This window comes from Ruegeria sp. TM1040, from assembly GCF_000014065.1.
GTDB lineage: Bacteria > Pseudomonadota > Alphaproteobacteria > Rhodobacterales > Rhodobacteraceae > Epibacterium.
In genome coordinates this window covers 406,265-425,582 of sequence record NC_008044.1, presented here as the reverse complement: position 1 = coordinate 425,582, position 19,318 = coordinate 406,265, and the positions used below count along the sequence as shown (strand labels likewise).

Annotated in this window: 19 protein-coding genes; 9 read left to right on the top strand and 10 right to left on the bottom strand. The window is 60.8% G+C overall.

Features of this window, described 5'->3' with window-relative positions; all coding sequences use genetic code 11:
- Nucleotides 1-161: 161 nt before the first annotated feature.
- The 9 genes from TM1040_RS06390 to TM1040_RS06350 all read left to right on the top strand — a co-directional run bounded on the left by TM1040_RS06390 (nucleotide 162) and on the right by TM1040_RS06350 (nucleotide 9,258).
- Nucleotides 162-1,472: an NAD(P)/FAD-dependent oxidoreductase gene (locus tag TM1040_RS06390; RefSeq protein ID WP_044026662.1), complete on the top strand. Its 1,311-nt coding sequence runs from the start codon at nucleotides 162-164 to the stop codon at nucleotides 1,470-1,472.
- Nucleotides 1,469-2,248: a DUF1365 domain-containing protein gene (locus TM1040_RS06385; protein WP_011537761.1), complete on the top strand. Its 780-nt coding sequence runs from the start codon at nucleotides 1,469-1,471 to the stop codon at nucleotides 2,246-2,248. Before TM1040_RS06390 ends, TM1040_RS06385 begins: the two co-directional genes overlap by 4 nt.
- Entirely contained in the window at nucleotides 2,248-3,408 is a 1,161-nt protein-coding gene (locus TM1040_RS06380) for an SAM-dependent methyltransferase (RefSeq protein WP_011537760.1), read from the top strand. Before TM1040_RS06385 ends, TM1040_RS06380 begins: the two co-directional genes overlap by 1 nt.
- Nucleotides 3,398-3,940, top strand: coding sequence for a hypothetical protein (locus TM1040_RS06375; RefSeq protein WP_011537759.1), 543 nt, complete (start codon nucleotides 3,398-3,400; stop codon nucleotides 3,938-3,940). Before TM1040_RS06380 ends, TM1040_RS06375 begins: the two co-directional genes overlap by 11 nt.
- A 2-nt stretch (nucleotides 3,941-3,942) precedes the next feature.
- Nucleotides 3,943-5,160, top strand: coding sequence for an MFS transporter (locus TM1040_RS06370; protein ID WP_011537758.1), 1,218 nt, complete (start codon nucleotides 3,943-3,945; stop codon nucleotides 5,158-5,160).
- Complete coding sequence (locus TM1040_RS06365; protein ID WP_011537757.1) at nucleotides 5,157-5,726, top strand: DUF3833 domain-containing protein; 570 nt, start codon at nucleotides 5,157-5,159, stop codon at nucleotides 5,724-5,726. The genes TM1040_RS06370 and TM1040_RS06365 overlap by 4 nt, the downstream gene beginning before the upstream one ends.
- On the top strand, nucleotides 5,723-6,445 hold the full coding sequence (locus TM1040_RS06360) for an SDR family NAD(P)-dependent oxidoreductase (protein WP_011537756.1): 723 nt from the start codon (nucleotides 5,723-5,725) through the stop codon (nucleotides 6,443-6,445). Before TM1040_RS06365 ends, TM1040_RS06360 begins: the two co-directional genes overlap by 4 nt.
- Nucleotides 6,442-7,182 (top strand): SDR family NAD(P)-dependent oxidoreductase, encoded by a 741-nt coding sequence (locus TM1040_RS06355; protein WP_011537755.1) that lies wholly within the window; start codon nucleotides 6,442-6,444, stop codon nucleotides 7,180-7,182. Before TM1040_RS06360 ends, TM1040_RS06355 begins: the two co-directional genes overlap by 4 nt.
- A 99-nt stretch (nucleotides 7,183-7,281) precedes the next feature.
- Nucleotides 7,282-9,258 carry a sensor histidine kinase gene (locus TM1040_RS06350; protein ID WP_011537754.1) on the top strand — a complete coding sequence of 659 codons (1,977 nt, stop codon included), beginning with the start codon at nucleotides 7,282-7,284 and terminating at the stop codon, nucleotides 9,256-9,258.
- Nucleotides 9,259-9,288: 30 nt separating this feature from the next.
- Here the strand turns inward: TM1040_RS06350 and TM1040_RS06345 are convergent, their stop codons facing one another.
- The 10 genes from TM1040_RS06345 to TM1040_RS06305 form a co-directional block, all read right to left on the bottom strand.
- The gene (locus tag TM1040_RS06345; RefSeq protein WP_011537753.1) at nucleotides 9,289-10,641 is read right to left on the bottom strand and encodes a sigma-54-dependent transcriptional regulator; all 1,353 of its coding nucleotides are present in this window, start codon (nucleotides 10,639-10,641) and stop codon (nucleotides 9,289-9,291) included.
- A 9-nt stretch (nucleotides 10,642-10,650) separates the two neighbouring features.
- Entirely contained in the window at nucleotides 10,651-10,776 is a 126-nt protein-coding gene (locus TM1040_RS20540) for a hypothetical protein (RefSeq protein ID WP_256378211.1), read from the bottom strand.
- A gap of 1 nt (nucleotide 10,777) precedes the next feature.
- Complete coding sequence (locus TM1040_RS06340; protein WP_011537752.1) at nucleotides 10,778-12,061, bottom strand: c-type cytochrome; 1,284 nt, start codon at nucleotides 12,059-12,061, stop codon at nucleotides 10,778-10,780.
- A gap of 4 nt (nucleotides 12,062-12,065) precedes the next feature.
- On the bottom strand, nucleotides 12,066-13,280 hold the full coding sequence (locus TM1040_RS06335; protein ID WP_011537751.1) for a formate dehydrogenase subunit gamma: 1,215 nt from the start codon (nucleotides 13,278-13,280) through the stop codon (nucleotides 12,066-12,068).
- 115 nt (nucleotides 13,281-13,395) lie between these two features.
- Nucleotides 13,396-13,989 (bottom strand): formate dehydrogenase FDH3 subunit beta, encoded by a 594-nt coding sequence (gene fdh3B / locus TM1040_RS06330; RefSeq protein ID WP_011537750.1) that lies wholly within the window; start codon nucleotides 13,987-13,989, stop codon nucleotides 13,396-13,398.
- A 13-nt stretch (nucleotides 13,990-14,002) separates the two neighbouring features.
- Complete coding sequence (locus tag TM1040_RS06325) at nucleotides 14,003-16,897, bottom strand: formate dehydrogenase subunit alpha (protein ID WP_011537749.1); 2,895 nt, start codon at nucleotides 16,895-16,897, stop codon at nucleotides 14,003-14,005.
- 113 nt (nucleotides 16,898-17,010) lie between these two features.
- A complete protein-coding gene (locus TM1040_RS06320) occupies nucleotides 17,011-17,199 on the bottom strand; it encodes a twin-arginine translocation signal domain-containing protein (RefSeq protein WP_011537748.1) in 189 nt (62 codons plus the stop codon).
- 106 nt (nucleotides 17,200-17,305) lie between these two features.
- Nucleotides 17,306-17,914 carry a TorD/DmsD family molecular chaperone gene (locus TM1040_RS06315; protein ID WP_044026661.1) on the bottom strand — a complete coding sequence of 203 codons (609 nt, stop codon included), beginning with the start codon at nucleotides 17,912-17,914 and terminating at the stop codon, nucleotides 17,306-17,308.
- A gap of 14 nt (nucleotides 17,915-17,928) precedes the next feature.
- On the bottom strand, nucleotides 17,929-18,585 hold the full coding sequence (locus TM1040_RS06310; protein WP_011537746.1) for a DUF3306 domain-containing protein: 657 nt from the start codon (nucleotides 18,583-18,585) through the stop codon (nucleotides 17,929-17,931).
- On the bottom strand, nucleotides 18,582-19,115 hold the full coding sequence (locus TM1040_RS06305; protein ID WP_044026660.1) for a DUF3305 domain-containing protein: 534 nt from the start codon (nucleotides 19,113-19,115) through the stop codon (nucleotides 18,582-18,584). Before TM1040_RS06305 ends, TM1040_RS06310 begins: the two co-directional genes overlap by 4 nt.
- Nucleotides 19,116-19,318: the final 203 nt, after the last annotated feature.

The following is a 19,318-nucleotide window of genomic DNA, read 5'->3' as shown; positions in this document are numbered from 1 at the left end:
GCAGATGCTTCGAACATACCTTCAGTACGCACGGCTTCATCGAGCAGATCATAAAAAAATGCCTCATCCCGCAAAATAGTGCTCTGCCCCGAGTATTTTTTAGTTTTTTGATCCGATCGCCCGTTTGGACTCGTAAGTTCATGAAAACCGATGGAGAGTTTATGTCATTTGATGCCCTGCCCCCCCAGCGCCGCCGCATCGCCATCATTGGCGGTGGCATTTCCGGTCTGGCCGCCGCCTGGCTTCTTGGTCCGCGCCACGATGTGACCCTGTTTGAAGCGGCCGCGCGGTTTGGCGGGCATGCGCGCACAGTCGAGGCAGGCCTGCACGGGACCCAGCCGGTCGATACCGGGTTCATCGTGTTCAACTACGTGAACTATCCGCATCTCACGCGGATGTTTAACGAACTGGACGTGCCGGTTGTGCGCAGTGACATGTCATTTGGAGCCACCATCGAGAACGGTGCGATGGAATACGGACTGCGCAGCTTGGATGCGCTCTTTGGACAGCGCCGCAACCTTGCACGGCCCGCGTTCTTTGGCATGGTCCGCGACATTCTGCGCTTCAACGCCCGCGCCGAAGAGTTCGCCCGCGACGACAGCACCACCATCGGCGAGTTGGTCAAGGAACTCTCGCTCGGGGACTGGTTTCAGCGGTACTATCTGATGCCGATCTGTGGCGCGATCTGGTCAACCCCACCCGAAGAAATCAGCGCCTTTCCAGCCCGGTCATTGGTGCGTTTCTTTCGCAACCACGCGCTGCTGTCGGCCACCGGTCAGCATCAGTGGTGGACGGTCAAAGGCGGCAGCCGAGAGTATGTCCGTCGCCTCACCCGGCACCTTCAGAACACCGGCGTTGACCTGCGCGCCGCCAGCCCTGTGCAAACGGTCGAGCGCCACGATGCGGGTGTGACCCTGCGTCTGGGCGATGGTCGTTCAGAGCAATTCGACGAAGTGATCTTTGCCTGCCACTCCGATGATGCGCTGCGCCTCCTTGCTGCGCCGACGCCGCAGGAACAGGCGACCCTCGGGGTGATGCGCTATCAGGACAACCACATGATCCTGCACCGTGACGCAAGCCAGATGCCCAAGCGGCGCGCCTGCTGGTCCTCGTGGGTTTACAAGGCCGATCTGCGCGACGACCGTCCAGCTATTGGTGTCACCTACTGGATGAACCGTCTGCAGAACTTGCCGGAAAACGATCCGCTGTTCGTGTCCCTAAACCCGGTGCAGGACGTCAATCCGCAGCTGATCTACGATGACAAGACCTTCCGCCATCCGGTTTTTGATCGCGCCGCGATCCGCGCGCAGGGGGCCGTTCAGGCCATGCAGGGCGAAAACCACACCTGGTTTGCAGGCGCCTATCTACGCCATGGGTTTCACGAAGACGGGTTTGCCAGTGCAGTTCGCGTCGCGCGGGCCATTGATGCGCGCACCATGGGTAGCCGCAGCGCGCAGGACCTTGTCGCATGAGCGCAAGCGCGCCCATATCCCCCCTGGTAAAAGGGCCGCTGCATCTGGCAGGCACCACCACCCACGCCAGACGCGGCGCCATCCAGAACGCGTTTCGATATGGCGTGGACTATGTTCTGATTGATCCGCAATCGACCCGCGGCCCGTTGCTCTTTTCGCGCAACCGCTGGAACCTTGCCTCTGTCATGGATCGAAACCACGGTGGCGCCCCCAAAAAAGGACGCGGTCTGGATTGGGCGAAAGAGGTGTTCGAACACGCGGGCCTTGCCCCTCAAAACCTCCGGATCCTGTTGCTCACTCAGCCGAGCTTTCTGGGTTACATCTTCAACCCGGTGAGCTTCTGGCTCGCATACGACGGAGCGACCCTCAGGGGCGTGATCGCCGAGGTGTCAAACACCTTTGGCGACCGTCACAGCTATCTTTGTGCTGAGCCTGAATTTGCACCGATTACCGCAAAATCCTGCCTGAGTGCGCAGAAAATCTTTCACGTCTCCCCCTTTCAGGAGGTCGCGGGCGACTATCGATTTACCTTTGATATAACAGGGACTCGGATCGCGATCCGCATCGCCCACAAAAACGGCTCCGAAGGCGTCATCGCAACCCTGATGGGCGAATTGCACGACTTGAATAACGCCCGCCTGATCAAAGCCAGCCTGCGTCGCCCGTTTGGGGCCATGCGCACGGTCGCCTTGATCTACTGGCAGGCGCTGAAACTCAAACTCAAGGGCGCCCGGTATCGAAGACGCCCGCTCCCGCCCGAACAGGAGGTCAGCTGATGCTGTTTATTACCAACCGCGTAAAACGTGATTTTCTCGACAGTTGCGCCAGCATTCGGCGTGGAAGCCTGCGTCTGATCACCCCTGAGGGTGAAGTCTACGAGTTCGGCCAAGGCGAACCGGCGGCCGAGATGCAGATCAACGACTGGAGCGTGGTCACAGCTTTGGCGTCTCGCGGCGACATCGGGCTCGGCGAGACGTATGTCGCGGGCCTTTGGGACACCCCGTCGATTGAGGCCGTCACGCAGGTGGCCCTTTTGAACCTCGACTATCTCGAGGGGTTCGCCTATCCCAGCCGCCTTGCCACGCTCAAATTCCGCATCGTAGATCGCATCCTGCGCGCCAATTCGCGCTCTGGTGCCAGCCGCAACATCAAGGCGCACTATGACGTCGGCAATGAGTTCTACCAGCTGTGGCTCGATGAAAGCATGACCTATTCCTCCGCCCTTTTTGCGCCGGGGGATGCCACGCTGGAGGACGCCCAGCACCGCAAATATGACCGCATCCTCAACCGCACGGGCGAGGCCGAGCGCATTCTCGAGGTTGGCTGCGGCTGGGGCGGATTTGCCGAGCGCGCCGCAGACCATGGCCGCCATGTGACTGGCATCACGATTTCGCCCAGCCAACATGGCTTTGCCGATGCACGCCTCGATGGGCGGGCCGATATTCAGCTCTGCGACTACCGAGATACCAGCGGCAAATTCGACGGCATTGTCTCGATCGAAATGATCGAAGCGGTCGGAGAACGATATTGGCCGCAGTATTTCGCGATGCTGAAGGACCGCCTCGCCGAAGGCGGACGGGCGGTGGTGCAGGCCATCACGGTGCCTGACGCCTATTTCGACATTTACCGCAAAGGCTCCGACTATATTCGGCAATACACCTTTCCCGGCGGTATGCTGTTGTCGGATGCCATGATCGCACATCACGCACGCAATGCAGGGCTTCAGGTCACGGATAACTTTGGCTTCGGTCAGGATTACGCCCGCACCTGCCGCATGTGGTCCGAGCGCCTGAGTGCAGCCTCGGACAAGGTGCTTGGTCTCGGGTATGACCAGAGTTTCTTGCGCAACTGGCAGTTCTACCTGCAGATTTGCGCAGCCTCTTTCGAAACCCGCCAGACCGATGTGGTTCAGGTGGAGCTGGCTCATGCGACCTAAAACCGGCCTCACCGCCCTCTGTTGCTGGTTTGCAGGCGTCGCGCTCTTTACGGCCGTGACGCTGGCGACGCCGCTTGCGGCGAACCCGGTTTCCACCGGGCTGCGCGCCCCTGTGGAACTGGGTAAGGCAACGCTGCGGTTTCTGGGCTTCGAGATCTACACGGCGACGCTCCATATTGAGGGAGCGCGGCGCTTTGACTGGAACCAGCCGCTGTCGCTTCGCATTGATTATGCGCGGGGGTTTTCCGATGCGGAGCTCCTTGAAGGCACCGAGAAAGAGCTTCAGCGGATTGAGGGTGCGCGGTCCGACCAGCCCCAGATGCTGCAAAAGCTTGCCAGCTGCTTTCGCGATGTAAACTCAGGCGACAGCTATGTTGCCGTCTCTCCTGCTGCCAACGTCATCGACATGCGCCTCAACGGGCAACGCACCTGCCGGATCTCGCATCCGGATCTGCGCAAGCGTTTCCTCGGGATCTGGCTCTCGCCAAACAGCCGCTCTGCGCGTTTGTCTGCGCAACTGCGGGGGGAGTGACAGTGAACTGGCGGGTCAGCACATATGCACTGATGCTGGCTGCGGCTGGCTTGCCGCTCTATATCCACCTACCGCGATACGCGACGGGGGAGCTTGGCATGAGTCTTGCCACCCTCGGCGTGATCCTGGCCGGCATCCGGGTGATGGATTTTGCACAGGACCCCGCGATTGGCTGGCTGGTGGACCGCTACCCGCGTCAAAAGCCTGCCTTTGCCACCCTTGCCGCTCTGGGCATGGCACTGGGGTTTGTGATGCTCTACACGCTGCGGCCCGAGACGGGCAGCACGGTGTGGTTTACCGCAGCCCTTGCGGTGGTATTCACCGCCTACAGCCTTGGGACGATCTTGTTTTACGGGCAAAGCGCCGCACTGGCGGCGCAGGGAAACGGGCTGATTTCACTGGCCGGCTACCGTGAGGCAGGCACGCTGGCGGGCATTATCATTGCCGCGAGTGCCCCGGCGGCACTGGTGGCACTTGGGGCATCGGGCAGTGGATACGGCGCATTTGGTATCCTGTTGGCCGCTATCTGCCTCGTCGCGCTCTGGTCAAGCCGCCCGCTCTGGCGCGTCCCAAGTGCGTCTGACGCCCCTTTGACCCTGTCCGACTTGCGCAGCTCGGGGGCCCTCGGCCTTCTGGCGCTGGCGTTTGTGAATGCGCTGCCGGTGGCAATCACCTCGACGCTGTTCTTGTTCTTTGTCGAAGACAGGCTTCTGCTGCCGGAGTTTGCCGGCCCCTTCCTGATCCTGTTCTTTCTCGCAGCCGGGCTCTCGGTGCCGGTCTGGACCCGCACCGCAGCGCGATATGGGGCGACTCGCAGCCTGATCTTTGCGATGTGCCTCGCCATTCTGGCCTTTGTCGGCGCCGCTCTCCTGCCTGCGGGTGCAGCCTTTGGATTTGCGCTGATCTGCATTGGGTCCGGCGCTGCGCTTGGCGCAGATATGGTCATCCTGCCCGCCCTTTTTGCAGGCGCGCTCGATCGTGCAGGGCTGCAAGCTGGTCGCGCCTTCGGGCTTTGGTCCTTTGCCGCAAAGCTTGCACTCGCAAGCGCGGCGGCACTGCTGCTGCCGCTGCTCGAAGTGAGCGGTTATCGGCCCGGCGAAACAAATTCCGCAGCGGCGCTGACCGCGCTGACCCTCGCCTACGCGGTTCTGCCCTGTGTCATCAAATGCGCCGCAATCGTGCTGGCGCTGCAACTTCCCCGTGAAGAGGTCCATGCATGAAACTCCTCCTCGGCATCACTGTCCTCGTGCTGCTCTTGCTTTTGTGGCGGCCCGGCTTTGGCTTTCGCGCCCAGCGCCCCTCTGACTACACCGGCACAGGTCCTGCCTTTGACATCCGCACACATCTGAACGGGCGTTTCATTTCCGAAGGGATGATCTACGGGCCAACCGGCCGCGTGGTCTCCCGCTTTGTGGCTGAGATGAACGGCACCTGGGACGGCACCCGTGGCACGCTGTCAGAAGATTTTTCCTATGCTGGCGGTGGCACACAGGCCAGACAATGGAACCTCGAGATCCACGAAAACGGCAGCTTCACCGCAACTGCAGAGGATATCATCGGCACGGGCACAGGCCAGCACGAAGGCGCCACGGTGCGGCTTCAGTATCGCATTCGCCTGCCCAAGGATGCCGGTGGTCATGTGCTTGATGTGACTGACTGGATGTATCTAATGGAGAATGGGACCATCATGAACCGTTCCGAGATGCGCAAATTCGGCATCAAGGTTGCAGAGCTTGTCGCCACCATTCGCCCCGCGCCCGACACAGACGCACCGGAACAGTCATGAGCTTCAAAAATCAAACATGGTGGATCATCGGCGCGAGCGAGGGTCTTGGGCGCGCATTGGCCGAAGCCCTCGACCAAGAAGGCGCATCCTTGATCCTGTCTGCACGCAACGCAGACCGTCTGCAGGCGCTTTCTGACGGGCTCGGTGATGCGCAAGCCCTGCCTATGGATGTCACCGATTCGCGCTCGGTTGCGAGTGCCGCCGAAGCCGCCTCTGATGCTGACGGGGTGATCTATTGTGCCGGTCTGTACGACCCGATGACAGTACAGGAATGGGAACCCGAAACCGCAGAGGCCATCTGCGAAGTCAATTTCATGGGCGCAATGCGCGCCATGGGACGGGTGGCCCCACGGTTCGCCAGACGCGGGCATGGGCATATTGTGTTGATTGGCTCGCTCGCGGGGTTCACCGGGCTTCCGGGGGCAATCGGCTATGGCGCCTCCAAGGCGGCAGTGATGCATCTGGGCGAGAACCTGCACCGCGATCTGCGCGACAGCGGCGTGAAAGTACAGGTGGTCAATCCAGGCTTTATCAAGACCCGGCTTACGGCCAAGAATGACTTCAAGATGCCGATGATCCAGACCCCCGAAGATGCCGCTGCCTGCTGCATCAAGGCGATGCGCTCAAATCGGTTCCAGACTTCTTTTCCCGCGCCGTTTTCGTGGGTGTTTCGCATCGCTGCACTCCTGCCCCGCAAATTGGTAACGAGGTTGATATGACAGACCCGCGCACAGTCGTGATTTTTGGAGCCTCAGGCGGCATTGGCCGCGCCCTGGTGGAAACCTATGCCGGCATGTCGGCGGTTGAGACGGTCCATGCCGTATCCCGCGGGGGTGACATCTCCTTTGAAGGGTCGCCCGCTGGCCAAGAGAAAATCGCTCAACATCAAGCAGATATAACATCCGACTCGGATCTTGAAGCACTCGCAACGCGGATCGGTGCGGCGGAGATGGTGATTGTGGCAACCGGCATTCTGACCGACCAAGAGACAGGGCTTTCACCGGAAAAGAGCTACCGGCATCAAGACAAAGCCGCGTTTGAGCAGGTGTTCGGCATCAACACGATCGGCCCTGCGCTGGTGGCCAAACACTTTCTGGGGCGGATGCCCCGCAAGGGACGCACGGTTTTTGCGGCACTGGCCGCTCGGGTGGGATCCATCAGCGACAACGGCCTCGGCGGTTGGCACGCCTATCGTGCCTCCAAGGCTGCATTGTGTATGCTGATGCGCAACTACGCCATCGAGGTTGCACGCAAGAACGAAGATGCGATCTGCGTCTGCCTGCACCCCGGCACCGTGGACACGGGGCTTTCCGCCCCGTTTCAGGGCAATGTTCCCGAGGGCAAACTGTTCACGCCTGAATACTCTGCGAAATGCCTGGCCTCCGTGCTGAGCCAGCTGACCCCCAAAGACAGCGGCAAACAGTTCGACTGGGCGGGTGCGGAGGTACCAGCCTAATCCAAATCCCTCAGCGCCCGCCTTGCACCCAAGGCGCGTTCCAGCGAGACTGTTCGCACATGGAGCGCCGTCTGGCGGCGCTGGGAGGGAGCCCCATTCATGCTGAAATCTGTCCGCTTGCGCCTGCTCATTCTGGCGCTGCTACCGCTTATCGTGTTGATGCCGCTTTTGATGGTGGTGGCGATGGCGCGTTGGAATGCGGATTACGATAAAATATTGATCGAAAAGGTCGAAAGCGATCTGCGCATCGCCGAGCAATATCTCGGCCACCTTCAGAGCAACTCGGCGCGTGCGCTGCAAGGACTTGCCCAATCAGCCGAGATCGCAGACGTCCTCACGCGCGACCCAGGTTTAACGCCAGCCTTTCTGGAGCAAAGCCAGGATCGCCTCGGACTCGACTTTCTCTATCTTCTACAAGGCGATGAGCTGACTGACGCCAAAGAAAAATGGCCGGTCATCTTTCAAGCCGCCGCTGGCCGCATGGTCTCGGAGATCGATATTCTCTCGGCCAGCGATCTGGCGGCCCTTTCCCCTGCGCTGGCGGCAGAAGCCCGGATTGAGCTGATCGAGACCGAAGCCGCCGCCCCCGCCGATCACACCGTGGAGGATCGGGGTATGGTGGTGCACACCGCCGCCCCAGTGCGCGTGAATGGCGAGATCCGGGTGTTGGTGGGGGGGATCTTGCTCAACCGCAACCTTGATTTCATCGATACGCTCAACGAACTCGTCTATCTGCAAGGACAGTACAGCGATGGGCGACAAGGCACCGCCACCCTGTTTTTATCAGACACCCGCGTCTCCACAAATGTGCGCCTCTTCGAGGACGTGCGTGCGCTTGGCACGCGGGTGTCTGCTGCCGTACGTGACGCGGTGCTCGGCAAGGGGCGCACATGGCTAGACAGCGCCTTTGTCGTGAATGATTGGTACATTTCGGGGTATCTGCCGATCAGCGACAGCTTTGGCAAACGGGTCGGCATGCTCTACGTCGGCTTCCTGGAAGCCCCCTATGAGACCGCAAAACGCGCGGCTTATTGGACGGTGGTTGGGGCATTTGTGCTGGTGATCGCACTCACCGCGCCGCTGTTCTTGTGGTTGGCCAAAGGGATCTTTGCCCCACTCGAGCAGATGACGCGCACCATGGCGAGGGTGGAGCGCGGCGACCTCACCGCCCGCAATCAGACCTCGGCGCGCGGTGACGAGATCGGTCAGGTGGCCAATCACCTCAACACATTGCTTGATCAGGTCCAGGAACGCGACCGGCGGCTGCGCAACTGGGCCGGAGAGCTGAACCTGCGCGTCGAAGAGCGCACGCGAGAGTTGCAAGTCGCAAATGCCAAACTCGAAGAGACCTTTCGCCAGCTGGTGATGAGTGAAAAACTGGCCTCGATCGGGGAAATCACCGCAGGCGTCGCCCATGAGATCAACAATCCCGTCGCGGTGATCCAGGGCAATGTGGATGTGATGCGTATGACCCTTGGCGACGCAGCAGAGCCGGTGCGCACCGAGCTCGATCTGATCGACAATCAAGTGATGCGCATCGGGGCCATCGTGGGCAAACTCTTGCAGTTCGCGCGCCCGTCGGAGTTTGGCACCTTTGCCGAGCATGTGGATGTGGCCGCCGTGGTCCGCGACTGTCTTGTGTTGGTGGATCACGTCATCTCGAAACAAGAGGTGCGGGTCCTCACACAGTTTGACGCCGCGCCACACGTCCGCATCGACCCGGGCGAATTGCAACAGGTGGTGATCAATATCATCATCAACGCCAGCCAGGCGATGGAGGGCAAAGGCACGCTTGCGATCTCTGTTGCGGGCGAGGTACGCGATGCACAGACAGGTGTTGCCCTGCGGATCGCCGATACCGGCCCCGGCATCCCCATGGAGCGGATCGATCACATATTCGACCCTTTCTTTACGACAAAACAGGGCGAAGGCACGGGGCTTGGGCTGTCCATCAGCCAGACCCTCATTCAGCGGGCTGGCGGGCGCATCACGGTGCGCAACAGACGCGCGCGGGGGGCGGAGTTCCTGATCTGGCTGCCAGAGCCAACTGACGCGGATGACCCGGATCAGAGATAACGCGCTGTTTCGCGCAAGACGCAGGCGGCGCTATAGCCCCCAGCTTGCGCATTTCCTGTCGACGGTCTTGCGCGACACTCCCAGTCGTCGGGCCGCCTCTGCCCGGTTCCCATCGCAGGCGTCCAACACGTGCATGATGTGGCGCTGCATGACCATATCGAGGTTTTCGACGGCGGCGGCTCCGATCACAGAACCCGTGCCGGAAAACTCTTCGGGAAAAGCGCCAAGGATAACCGAGCGTTCGATCAGATTGCGCAACTCGCGCACATTACCTGGCCACGCATAGCGTGAGAATTTCAGAAGTGTTTCCTCATCAAGTTCCAGCGCGGGCATGCCAAGGCTCAGCGCAAATTGATCCATGAACAGCGCGGCCAGCTCCACAATATCCTCGATGCGCTCTTTGAGGGCGGGCATCTCGATATTGACCACATTGATCCGGTGATAAAGGTCAGCGCGGAATTTTCCCTCCTCGACCGCCTGCAGCAGATCCGCATTGGTGGCCAACAAAAAGCGCAGGTTGAGCGGAATATCACGTTCGGCGCCTACCGGGCGAACCTTTTGATCCTCCAGAACCCGCAACAGGGCCGCCTGCACCTGTTCGGGCATCTGCGCCACCTCATCCAAAAACAGCGTGCCACCATCTGCATGCAAAAACAGCCCATCACGGCGGCGATCTTGCGCGTCCACGACGCCGAAAAGCTCTTCGGCAAGCCGATCCGGCGACAGGCTGGCACAGTTGATGGCAACAAAGGGCTGCTCTGCGCGATCCGACAGCGAATGCAGTGTGCGGGCCGCGATCTCCTTGCCGGTTCCCGACGCCCCCGTAAACAGCACCGGCGTCGGCAGCGGCGCGAGACGCTGCAACATCTTTCGCACCTTCTCAATGGCGGCAGATTTTCCGAGAAGACGCCCCCGCGCGCTGGATTTCTCGGCAGAGAGCTCGTGTTTCAATAGATAGTTTTCACGCCGCAGGTACTTGCGGTCGAGGGCGCGCGCCACCGCATTGAGGATCTGATTGGCGCGAAACGGCTTGAGCACAAAATCTGCAATTCCGATCCGCAGCGCCTGAATCGCCGTATCGAGGTCCGCATAGGCTGTGACCAGGATGGTATCGGCAAACAAACCGACCCGGCGCTGTTCAGCCACCCAATCAAGGCCGGTTTTGCCCGGCATGATGTTATCAAGCACAATGAGGTCGAAATGGGCCTTGTCGAGAATATCCGACGCCTCGGCCGCCGAGGCGGCCTGCTCCACGCGCTTGCAGCGGGGTTCCAGGATTTTTGTCATGAAATGACGCATCCCGGGTTCGTCATCAATCACAAGGATCGACGCTGACGACAGCGATTCAGAGTATTCGTCGCGAATGACGCTGGAGACGTTCATCTGAGGGTGTCAGTTCAGGCGCACGGCGGTGCCGGAGTTTTGCTCCTGCGCCGAATACCCTGCCTGCTCCAGCGCAAGATCTGCGCCCACGGCGATGACGGCGATGAGGGCAAAGCCTGTTAGCATGGCTTTCATTTCAATTATCCTCCGAAAGTTGTGTCGCGGTTTTCAGATAGTCTATCAGATCTTGGCGATCTGTGGGGGCGGTGATGCGCTGCATCGGCATCTTGGACCCCGGAATATAATGGTCAGGGCCGAGATCGAACAGGGCATCGATGGTCTCGGCACCCCAGATGATGTCAGACTGCGCCAGCGTGTCGGAATACCGATAGCCAGGCAGACTGCCGGCCGGTCGTCCAAAGAGCCCCGCCAGATGAGGACCGGCGCGCCGCTGCTCTGTGGCGACCAAATCGTGGCAAACCGAGCATTTTCGCATGAATTGGCGCTCACCATTGGGCATGGTTTCAGGCGCCTGCAGGAATGTGCGGGTCTCGGTTCCCGCCGCTGGGCTGCTGGCCATCAGCGCGATGGGCCAGCCATAGATCACATCGTGTATGCCGCCTGCCCAGACCCGCTGGCCGTCCTTTGAAAACGCCAGAGCCCAGACGGGGCCTTCGCGCATGGCCCGAAAATCGCGCGCAATGCTCCAGTCGTGTGTGTCGATCATCATGATATAGCCATGCCCATCACCCACGGCGATCTGCTGGCTCTCGGCATGATGCGCAAGGGCCAGTATGGGCCGCCGGTCGAGGGTGAAATCGGCAATCTCGGCCCCGGTTTCTGCGTTGATCACACGGGTGCCGCCATCAACGGCGCCATAGGCCAGCCAGCCAGCAGCAGAGAGCACCAAACGGTTGATGCCAAACCCTTGTTCCGCCAGAATTCGTGGGGCAGCCTCCGGGCTGTCGAAGACTTGGATCTGCCCGGTCATGGTGGCGACGAAGAGGCGACCGGCCCCGTCAAAGGCAAGATCGTTCACGCCCGTTCCAACCGCGATGCGGCGGGGCGTGCCCGCACTCATAGGCCAAAGACCAATGCCGCCATCCCAGCTTGCGGAGGCGAGCCATTCCCCATCGCGCGAGAGGTCCAAGGCGCGGATCTTGGCGGTATGCCGTCCGATCTCTTGGGGGTGGCCCTGCTGCCAGCGATAAATCACAAAGTCGTCGCCTGCGCTGAACAGGGTATCATCAGGGCCAAAGGCCACCACGGTCGCGGCTGCTTCATGTGCCTCGAGCCAGCTCGGCGCCCCCTCCTGCCAGAGTGAGACGGAATTGTCGAAACTGGCGCTGGCCACGTGCCCCCGATCGTTCACGGCAAGCGCCATGATCGGCCCTCCGTGTCCTTTGAGGGTCTGGAACTCCTCCGCGCTCACCCCAGAGGCGGCGCAGAGGAGCAGGCCAAGAGCCAGTCGCCGCAGCATCGCGTCACTCCGCCGGAGTGGCGCTCGCGTCGCTGCCTTTTGCGCGCTCTTTTTCCTTCACTTCTTCGAGCCAGATCGAATGGTGCTGATGGGCCCAGGCCTCATCCACTTCGCCCGACCCCATGGCATCATAGGCGCCTTCCATGCCGACAGAGCCGATATAAATATGCGCGATGATGATCGCCATAAGGACAAAGCCGACAATGGCGTGCCAGAGCTGTGCAAGCTGCATTTCGCCATGTGGCGTAAGCTCGGTGGGAAGAACCCCAAAGCCCAGCAATTCCGGGATTCCCGTGCTGTTCAGAGCGGCAAAGGTCTTGGCAAAGAGCGGCATCTCGAAGGGAAACAGCAGCGACAGACCAGAGACGGAAATCGAGGCCCCGAGCAAGATCACCGACCAGAAGATCACCTTCTGCCCTGCGTTGAATTTCTTTGCGGGCGGGTGCTTGCTGCCGATGATACCACCGAACTGCTTGAGCCAGACAAGATCGAGCTTGTTTGGGATGTTATGCGCCACCCACATGAAAAAGACCACGATCAGCGCCAGCATGAAGGCCCACGATACGGAGTTGTGGATCCACTTGGAGCCGATGAGCAGCACCGAATTCACATCCTTGCCCAGGTAGGGCAGGATTGCGACGCGCCCAAAGAGCGTCAAAAGCCCGGTGATACCCAGCAGGATGAACGATCCCGCAAGCGTCCAATGGGCCATGCGCTCAACAAAGGCAAAGCGGGTCACGGTGCGTCCGGTCTTGTCTGCATCGATACCGATCCGGCCCCGCAGCACAAAGAAGACGGCGAGCGCGGCAATCGTGCCTAAAAGGAGCCACCCGCCATATTGGCGCAGCGGTCCTTCGCGGAAGCTCAGCCAGCTCATGCCGCCATCCTGCACCAGAACCGTCGCAACATCGCCGCCGGCCGAAACACTGATGTCGGCAGAATTATAGCGCAATGCGCGCCAGAGTTCGGGGTCGGACTGGCCTCCAAGGGTGCCAAGCTGCTGTTCAATCCCGGCGGCAAGCTCGGGGTTGCCCGTGGCCTCGCTGCGGAAGCTGTCGTCCAGATCCTCGCCACGTTGCCGCGCGAGAATATCCTCGAGCGTCTGCGCGCCGCCGGTGGCGGAGCGGTCTGGCGCAGCTGGGCTCGCCTCCTGCGCGTTGACAGAAAGGCCGCAAAGCAAGGCCAATTTGAGGACGAATACGAAAATCAGGCGCGGCATGGATGGACCTCCCGTTGAGCCGGATTTGTTAAGATGAATTATTCGTATAGCGGAAGGGGCCCGCCAAACGGCGGGCCGCCTCCCGTTGTAGGCGTTTTGGGATCAAAAGGAGGCGTTAGCCGCCTTTCTGATCGTAGGCCGTGCCCCAACCCCAGGCGCCGGAACCAAAGCCACGGGCCACCACGCGCTCGCGGTAGATCGACGAAACGGTATCGCCATCGCCCGCAAGAAGCGCCTTGGTGGAGCACATCTCGGCGCAGATCGGCAACTTGCCTTCTGCAATCCGGTTGCGCCCGTATTTCTGGAACTCCGCCTGAGAGTTGTTCTCCTCGGGACCGCCTGCACAGAAGGTACATTTGTCCATCTTGCCACGAGATCCGAAGTTACCCGCCTGCGGGAACTGCGGCGCGCCAAAGGGACATGCATAGAAGCAGTACCCACAGCCGATGCAGAGGTCCTTGGAGTGGAGAACCACCCCATCCTCGGTCTGGTAGAAACAGTCTACCGGACAGACCGCCATGCAGGGAGCATCGGAACAATGCATGCAGGCGACCGAGATCGAGCGTTCGCCGGGCTTACCATCGTTGATGGTCACAACACGGCGACGGTTGATGCCCCAGGGGACTTCATGCTCGTTCTTACAAGCGGTGACACAGGCGTTGCACTCGATGCAGCGTTCGGCGTCACAGAGGAACTTTGCTCTTGACATGTTTCTCTACTCCTTAGGCTGCTGAGATTTTGCAGAGGGTGGCTTTGGTCTCTTGCATCTGCGTGACAGAGTCATAGCCGTAGGTCTGCGCGGTGTTGGTACTTTCACCCAGCACGTAAGGGTCGGCCCCGTCGGGATATTTATCCCTCAGATCCTTACCTTGGAAGTGCCCGCCAAAGTGGAACGGCATGAAGGCCACACCGGCCCCGACGCGTTCTGTCACCATTGCCATCACCTTGACCTTGCCGCCTTCCGGGCCTTCGACCCAGACCTGAGACCCATCGCGGATTCCGATGTCATTGGCATCGCGCGGATTGATCTCGACGAACATGTCCTGCTGCAGTTCTGCAAGCCACGGGTTCGAACGGGTCTCGTCACCGCCGCCCTCATATTCGACCAGACGGCCGGAGGTGAGGATGATCGGATACTCCTTGGAGACATCGTTCTTCTGGATCGAGGCATACATGGTGGGCAGACGATAGAATTTCCGATCCTCATAGGTCGGATAATCCGCCACCAGGTCACGCCGGTTGGTGTAGAGCGGCTCGCGGTGCAGCGGCACCGGATCCGGGAAGGTCCACACAACCGCACGAGCCTTGGCGTTCCCGAAGGGCGCGCAGCCGTGCTTGATCGCAACCCGCTGAATCCCACCGGAGAGGTCGGTTTTCCAGTTGGTCTTTGGCCCGGCAACGGCGTCGATCGCCGCGCGTTCCTCGGCCGTCAGGTCGCCATCCCAGCCCAGATCCATCAGCATCTGCATGGTGAACTCAGGATAGCCATCCTGAATCTCCGCACCGGGGTTGGAGACCCCTTCTGCCAGGAGATTTTCGCCATCACGCTCCACCCCGAAACGGGCGCGGAAACACAGACCACCTTCGGCGACAGGTTTGGACATGTCATAGAGGTTCGGCGTGCCCGGATGCTTCATTTCCGGCGTGCCCCAGCAGGGCCATGGCATCCCGTAGTAATCGCCATCCGCCGGGCCACCAACGGCCTGAAGCGTCGTGCGATCAAAGGTGTGCTGATTGGCCATATGGAGCTTGATGCGCTCCGGGCTCTGACCCGTGTAGCCCACTGTCCACATGCCCGCATTGAACTCACGGGTGATGCTTTCGATGTTGGGGGTCTCGGCGTCTTCCATTTCGATATTGCGGAAGAGACGATCTGCCCAGCCGAACTTATTGGCGAATTTGGCCATGATGACGTGATCCGGCAGACTCTCAAAGAGAGGCTCCACCACCTGATCGCGCCACTGCAGCGAACGGTTCGAGGCCGTCACGGAGCCGCGGGTCTCAAACTGGGTGCAGGCGGGCAGCAGATAGACACCATCGGTGCGATCATGCAGCACGGCAGAGACGGTCGGATAGGGGTCAACCACGACAAGCATGTCGAGTTTCTCCATCGCCGTCTTCATCTCCGTCATCCGGGTCTGAGAGTTCGGCGCGTGGCCCCAGAGAACCATGGCCCGAACATTGTTGGGCTGGTCCATGTTTTCCTTGTCTTCAAGGATACCGTCGATCCAGCGGGACACCGGAATGCCCGTCAGGTTCATCAGGTTCTTATCCTTGCCGTCGGCGCCTTTGACGGTTTCAAACTGACCCTTCAGCCAGTCCATGTCTTCGCCCCAGACGCGGCCCCAATGGCCCCATGCGCCAGCCGACAGACCATAATAGCCCGGCAGAGTGTGGCTCAGAACGCCAAGGTCGGTTGCCCCCTGCACGTTGTCGTGGCCGCGGAAGATGTTGGTGCCACCGCCGGACACACCCATGTTGCCAAGGGCCAGCTGCAGGATGCAGTAGGCGCGGGTGTTGTTGTTGCCATTGGTGTGCTGGGTGCCACCCATACACCAGATGACGGTGCCGGGGCGGTTGTTGACCAGGGTGCGCGCAACGCGCTTGAGCTGGCTACCCGGGGTGCCGGTGACGCGTTCGACCTCTTCGGGCGTCCATTTGGCCACTTCGGTCCGGATCTGATCCATACCCCAGACACGGGTGCGGATGAACTCGGTGTCTTCCCAACCGTTTTCAAAGATATGCCACAGGATGCCCCAAACGAGCGCCACGTCGGTGCCGGGACGGAAGCGGACATATTCATCCGCATGGGCCGCCGTACGCGTGAAACGCGGATCGCAGACGATCAGCGGCGCGTTGTTCTCTTCCTTGGCCTTCAGCACATGCAGCAGCGATACCGGATGCGCCTCGGCGGGGTTGCCACCGATGATAAAGATCGCCTTGGATTTATGGATGTCGTTGTAGCTGTTGGTCATGGCGCCGTAGCCCCATGTATTCGCAACACCCGCAACCGTGGTGGAGTGACAGATCCGGGCCTGGTGATCCACGTTGTTCGTACCCCAGTAGGCGGCGAACTTGCGGAACAGGTAGGCCTGTTCGTTGTTGTGCTTGGCAGAACCGAGCCAGTAGACGCTATCAGGGCCGCTTTCTTCGCGGATCTGCATCATGCCGTCGCCGATCTCGTCGATGGCCTGCTCCCAGCTGATGCGCTTCCACTCACCGCCTTCTTTCTTCATCGGGTACTTCAGGCGGCGCTCACCATGAGCGTGTTCACGCACCGAAGCGCCCTTGGCGCAATGCGCACCGAGGTTGAAGGGGCTGTCCCAGCCTGGCTCCTGGCCAACCCAGACACCGTTTTGCACCTCTGCCACCACGGTACAGCCGACCGAGCAGTGGGTGCAGACGGATTTGATCGTTTCCATCGCGCCGGTTGCAGACGCCGCCGCATTGGCTTGCGTCACTGTACCACCGGTTGCGCTGATGGCAGCAAGCCCGCCGATGGCAAGGCCAGATCCGCGCAGGAACGCGCGGCGGTCGACGGCTGACTCACCGACCTTGGACAGGATACTGGTCCGCTGGGGGCGTCGCGCAACCCCGTTGGTCTTTTTCCTAAGCATTTTAAAACCTCCCTTGCTTGCCCCTGAAATCAGAAGCGCGCTGGGTTCAATGAGAAACCTTCGCTCGGTCGGGCGTCACGCAACCAGTCGGCCAAGGCACGAAAAGCAACCGATCAGAACCGGGTGCTGTCGTAATAAGCGCGCGTATGCGCGGTATCCTGCATCTTGCTTGATGACAGGTCCGGGGTCGCGGCCTCCGCCTCGCCTCCGGTGGTTGCAAGCGCCACTACCGCAGCGGGCGTGGTGGTTGCAGCCAGTTTCAGAAAGTCGCGGCGGCTTGCGCCATCCTCTTTCCGTGACATGTGGATCCTCCTCCTTTTGGGTCGTCTTGGGTCCAGTCATTCGGGCGTCCGGGCCGCCCCACCCTGCACCTGCCCCCTGCAGGCGCGCCGTTTTGGATTGCGGGCCTCAGCCCCCCATCCGAAATCCTTCGGCCTCGATCTCCATGAAGGCGCGACCCACCGCGCCCACCGAGGCATAAAGCACAGAGTTTTTCGCTCCTTCGAGATCCGCAAAGAAATGCGCAGCCCACGGGCCGATGTGCTTGTTGAAAAAGGTTTTTTGTTCCGCCAACGAGACCGGAGTGTTGAACCGCCCCACGATCATCGCCCCCATCATCTCCATGAGCGATGCGATATTGTCTTCGGGCTCGAATACGTTCGGCGCGCGGCTCAAGCCGCGAGCGCTCATGTCGTTGCGCAACGCCGCCAGAGGTTTTTCGTTGAGAAAACCCGTCAGATAGTAGCTTGCGTAAGGCAAGAGCTCGCCACGACCCAAACCGATGAACAGCGCGTTGAACTCGCGTTCAGCCGCGGCGGGTTTGGTGCGTTTGGCCACCCGGGCCAATTGGGTGATCGCCTCCCCCAAGGGGGTATCGTCCCCAGAGAGCCCAGCAGTCTGTTCCAGCAGCATCTCTGCCGGCGGGGCCGCAAGCATCAGGCCGAGATAGTTGTAAAGATCCGCGCGCAGACGGTCCTCTTCAGTGACCGTCTCTGCAGTCACGGCTGCCTCAGTCATCGGGCTCTCCTGTGTCATGTGCTGGCCGCCCCGTCCTCGAACACAAAGCGCATGCGGCGCGATGTGACGGGCGCCACGGCCTCTTCTTCGTGATCCCCGCCTGCAGCACTCGCATGCGCGGTCACGGATGGGGTTGCATCCTTAGGCGCAGTTGCGGGCGGCTCATTCGTCTCGGCTGGCGCGTCGAAATCCGCTTCGTCCTGATCGACGTCTGGCGCGTCTTCGACTGGCTGTTCCTCTGTCGCACGCGCCGCGGCCGCCTCAAGCTCTGCCTGCCGCGCCAGCTCTTCCACATGGGCGGTCATGCCTTTACCAACCTGATAGGCCGTCTGGATGTTTTCGACCGCCATCGCGGCGTCGGTAAAATCCTCGCCGTAATCCAAAAGACCGTCGAGATTGGCCAGCACCGGGTTGGTCATCCAGAGCCGACGCAGGGCGCGTGTCTTCAGACGCGCTGGCACCGCCTCGCTCAAAAACGCCTTGAAGTCATCACCTGGCCCAAGCGTATCGGGATCTGGCAGGTCAAGCTCTGCCAGCAGCTCCTCGTCGCTGCGCTCGGCGGCCTCGGCGTCACGCTCTGCTGCTTCCGCCTCTTTCAGGGCGCGCTCGCCCTGTGCGGCTTCCGCTTCAACCGCAGCGCGGCGGCGGGACCAGAAATCCTGCGCACTCATTGCAGACGCTCCTTGCGGGCTTTGACAGGTGCGCGGTAGACGTCCGACAACTGCGGGATACGTGCATCGCCAACGCCCTCTTCTTCGAGATCCACGCGTTGCCTATCGCGGCGTCGTTTTTTGAATTCCTCTTCTTTGAAATGCGCCAACGTGAAGTCGCGCACCCAGGCCACCAGACCGACAGGCATGTCAACTTTCTCAACCTGGTCCTCGCCCGTATCGGCGTAGTCTTGCGCCTCGAAAGGCGATGCCGTGACCAGAGCCACCTCTGGGCGCGCATCCGCACCGGGGCGCATCACGACATAGATGCTGGGCGGATTGGCGGTGAGCCCCTGCATGTAGGCCTCGGCATCCGCACGGTGCAGCTCCAGCGGCAGGGTCGCGGCGTGAAATTCGCTCGCCTCGCCTTCTTCGCGCAGCAGGCTCCAATCGGCTTCTGCAGCGCCGGGCAGAACCGCAACCGCGCGCCAAGACCATTTGGCCCAAGGCGTCACACCCGGCGTGCGCCGTATCACGACTCCAAGGGGCATAACCACTGTCTTTGCGTTGGCTTGGTTCACGGATGTTCCCTGGCTTGTTTCGCCTAGCTTGCCGCAAAAGGGCCTGCATGCGAAAGCACACAGTGCCCCCAGATTGAGCATTTCACGCTTAAGGGGACATTTTGACTCGCGGTTTTTACGGCGCAGGTCGGCAGTGGACGTTTTGTCCAAACTTAGCTTTTCACTCGGGTATT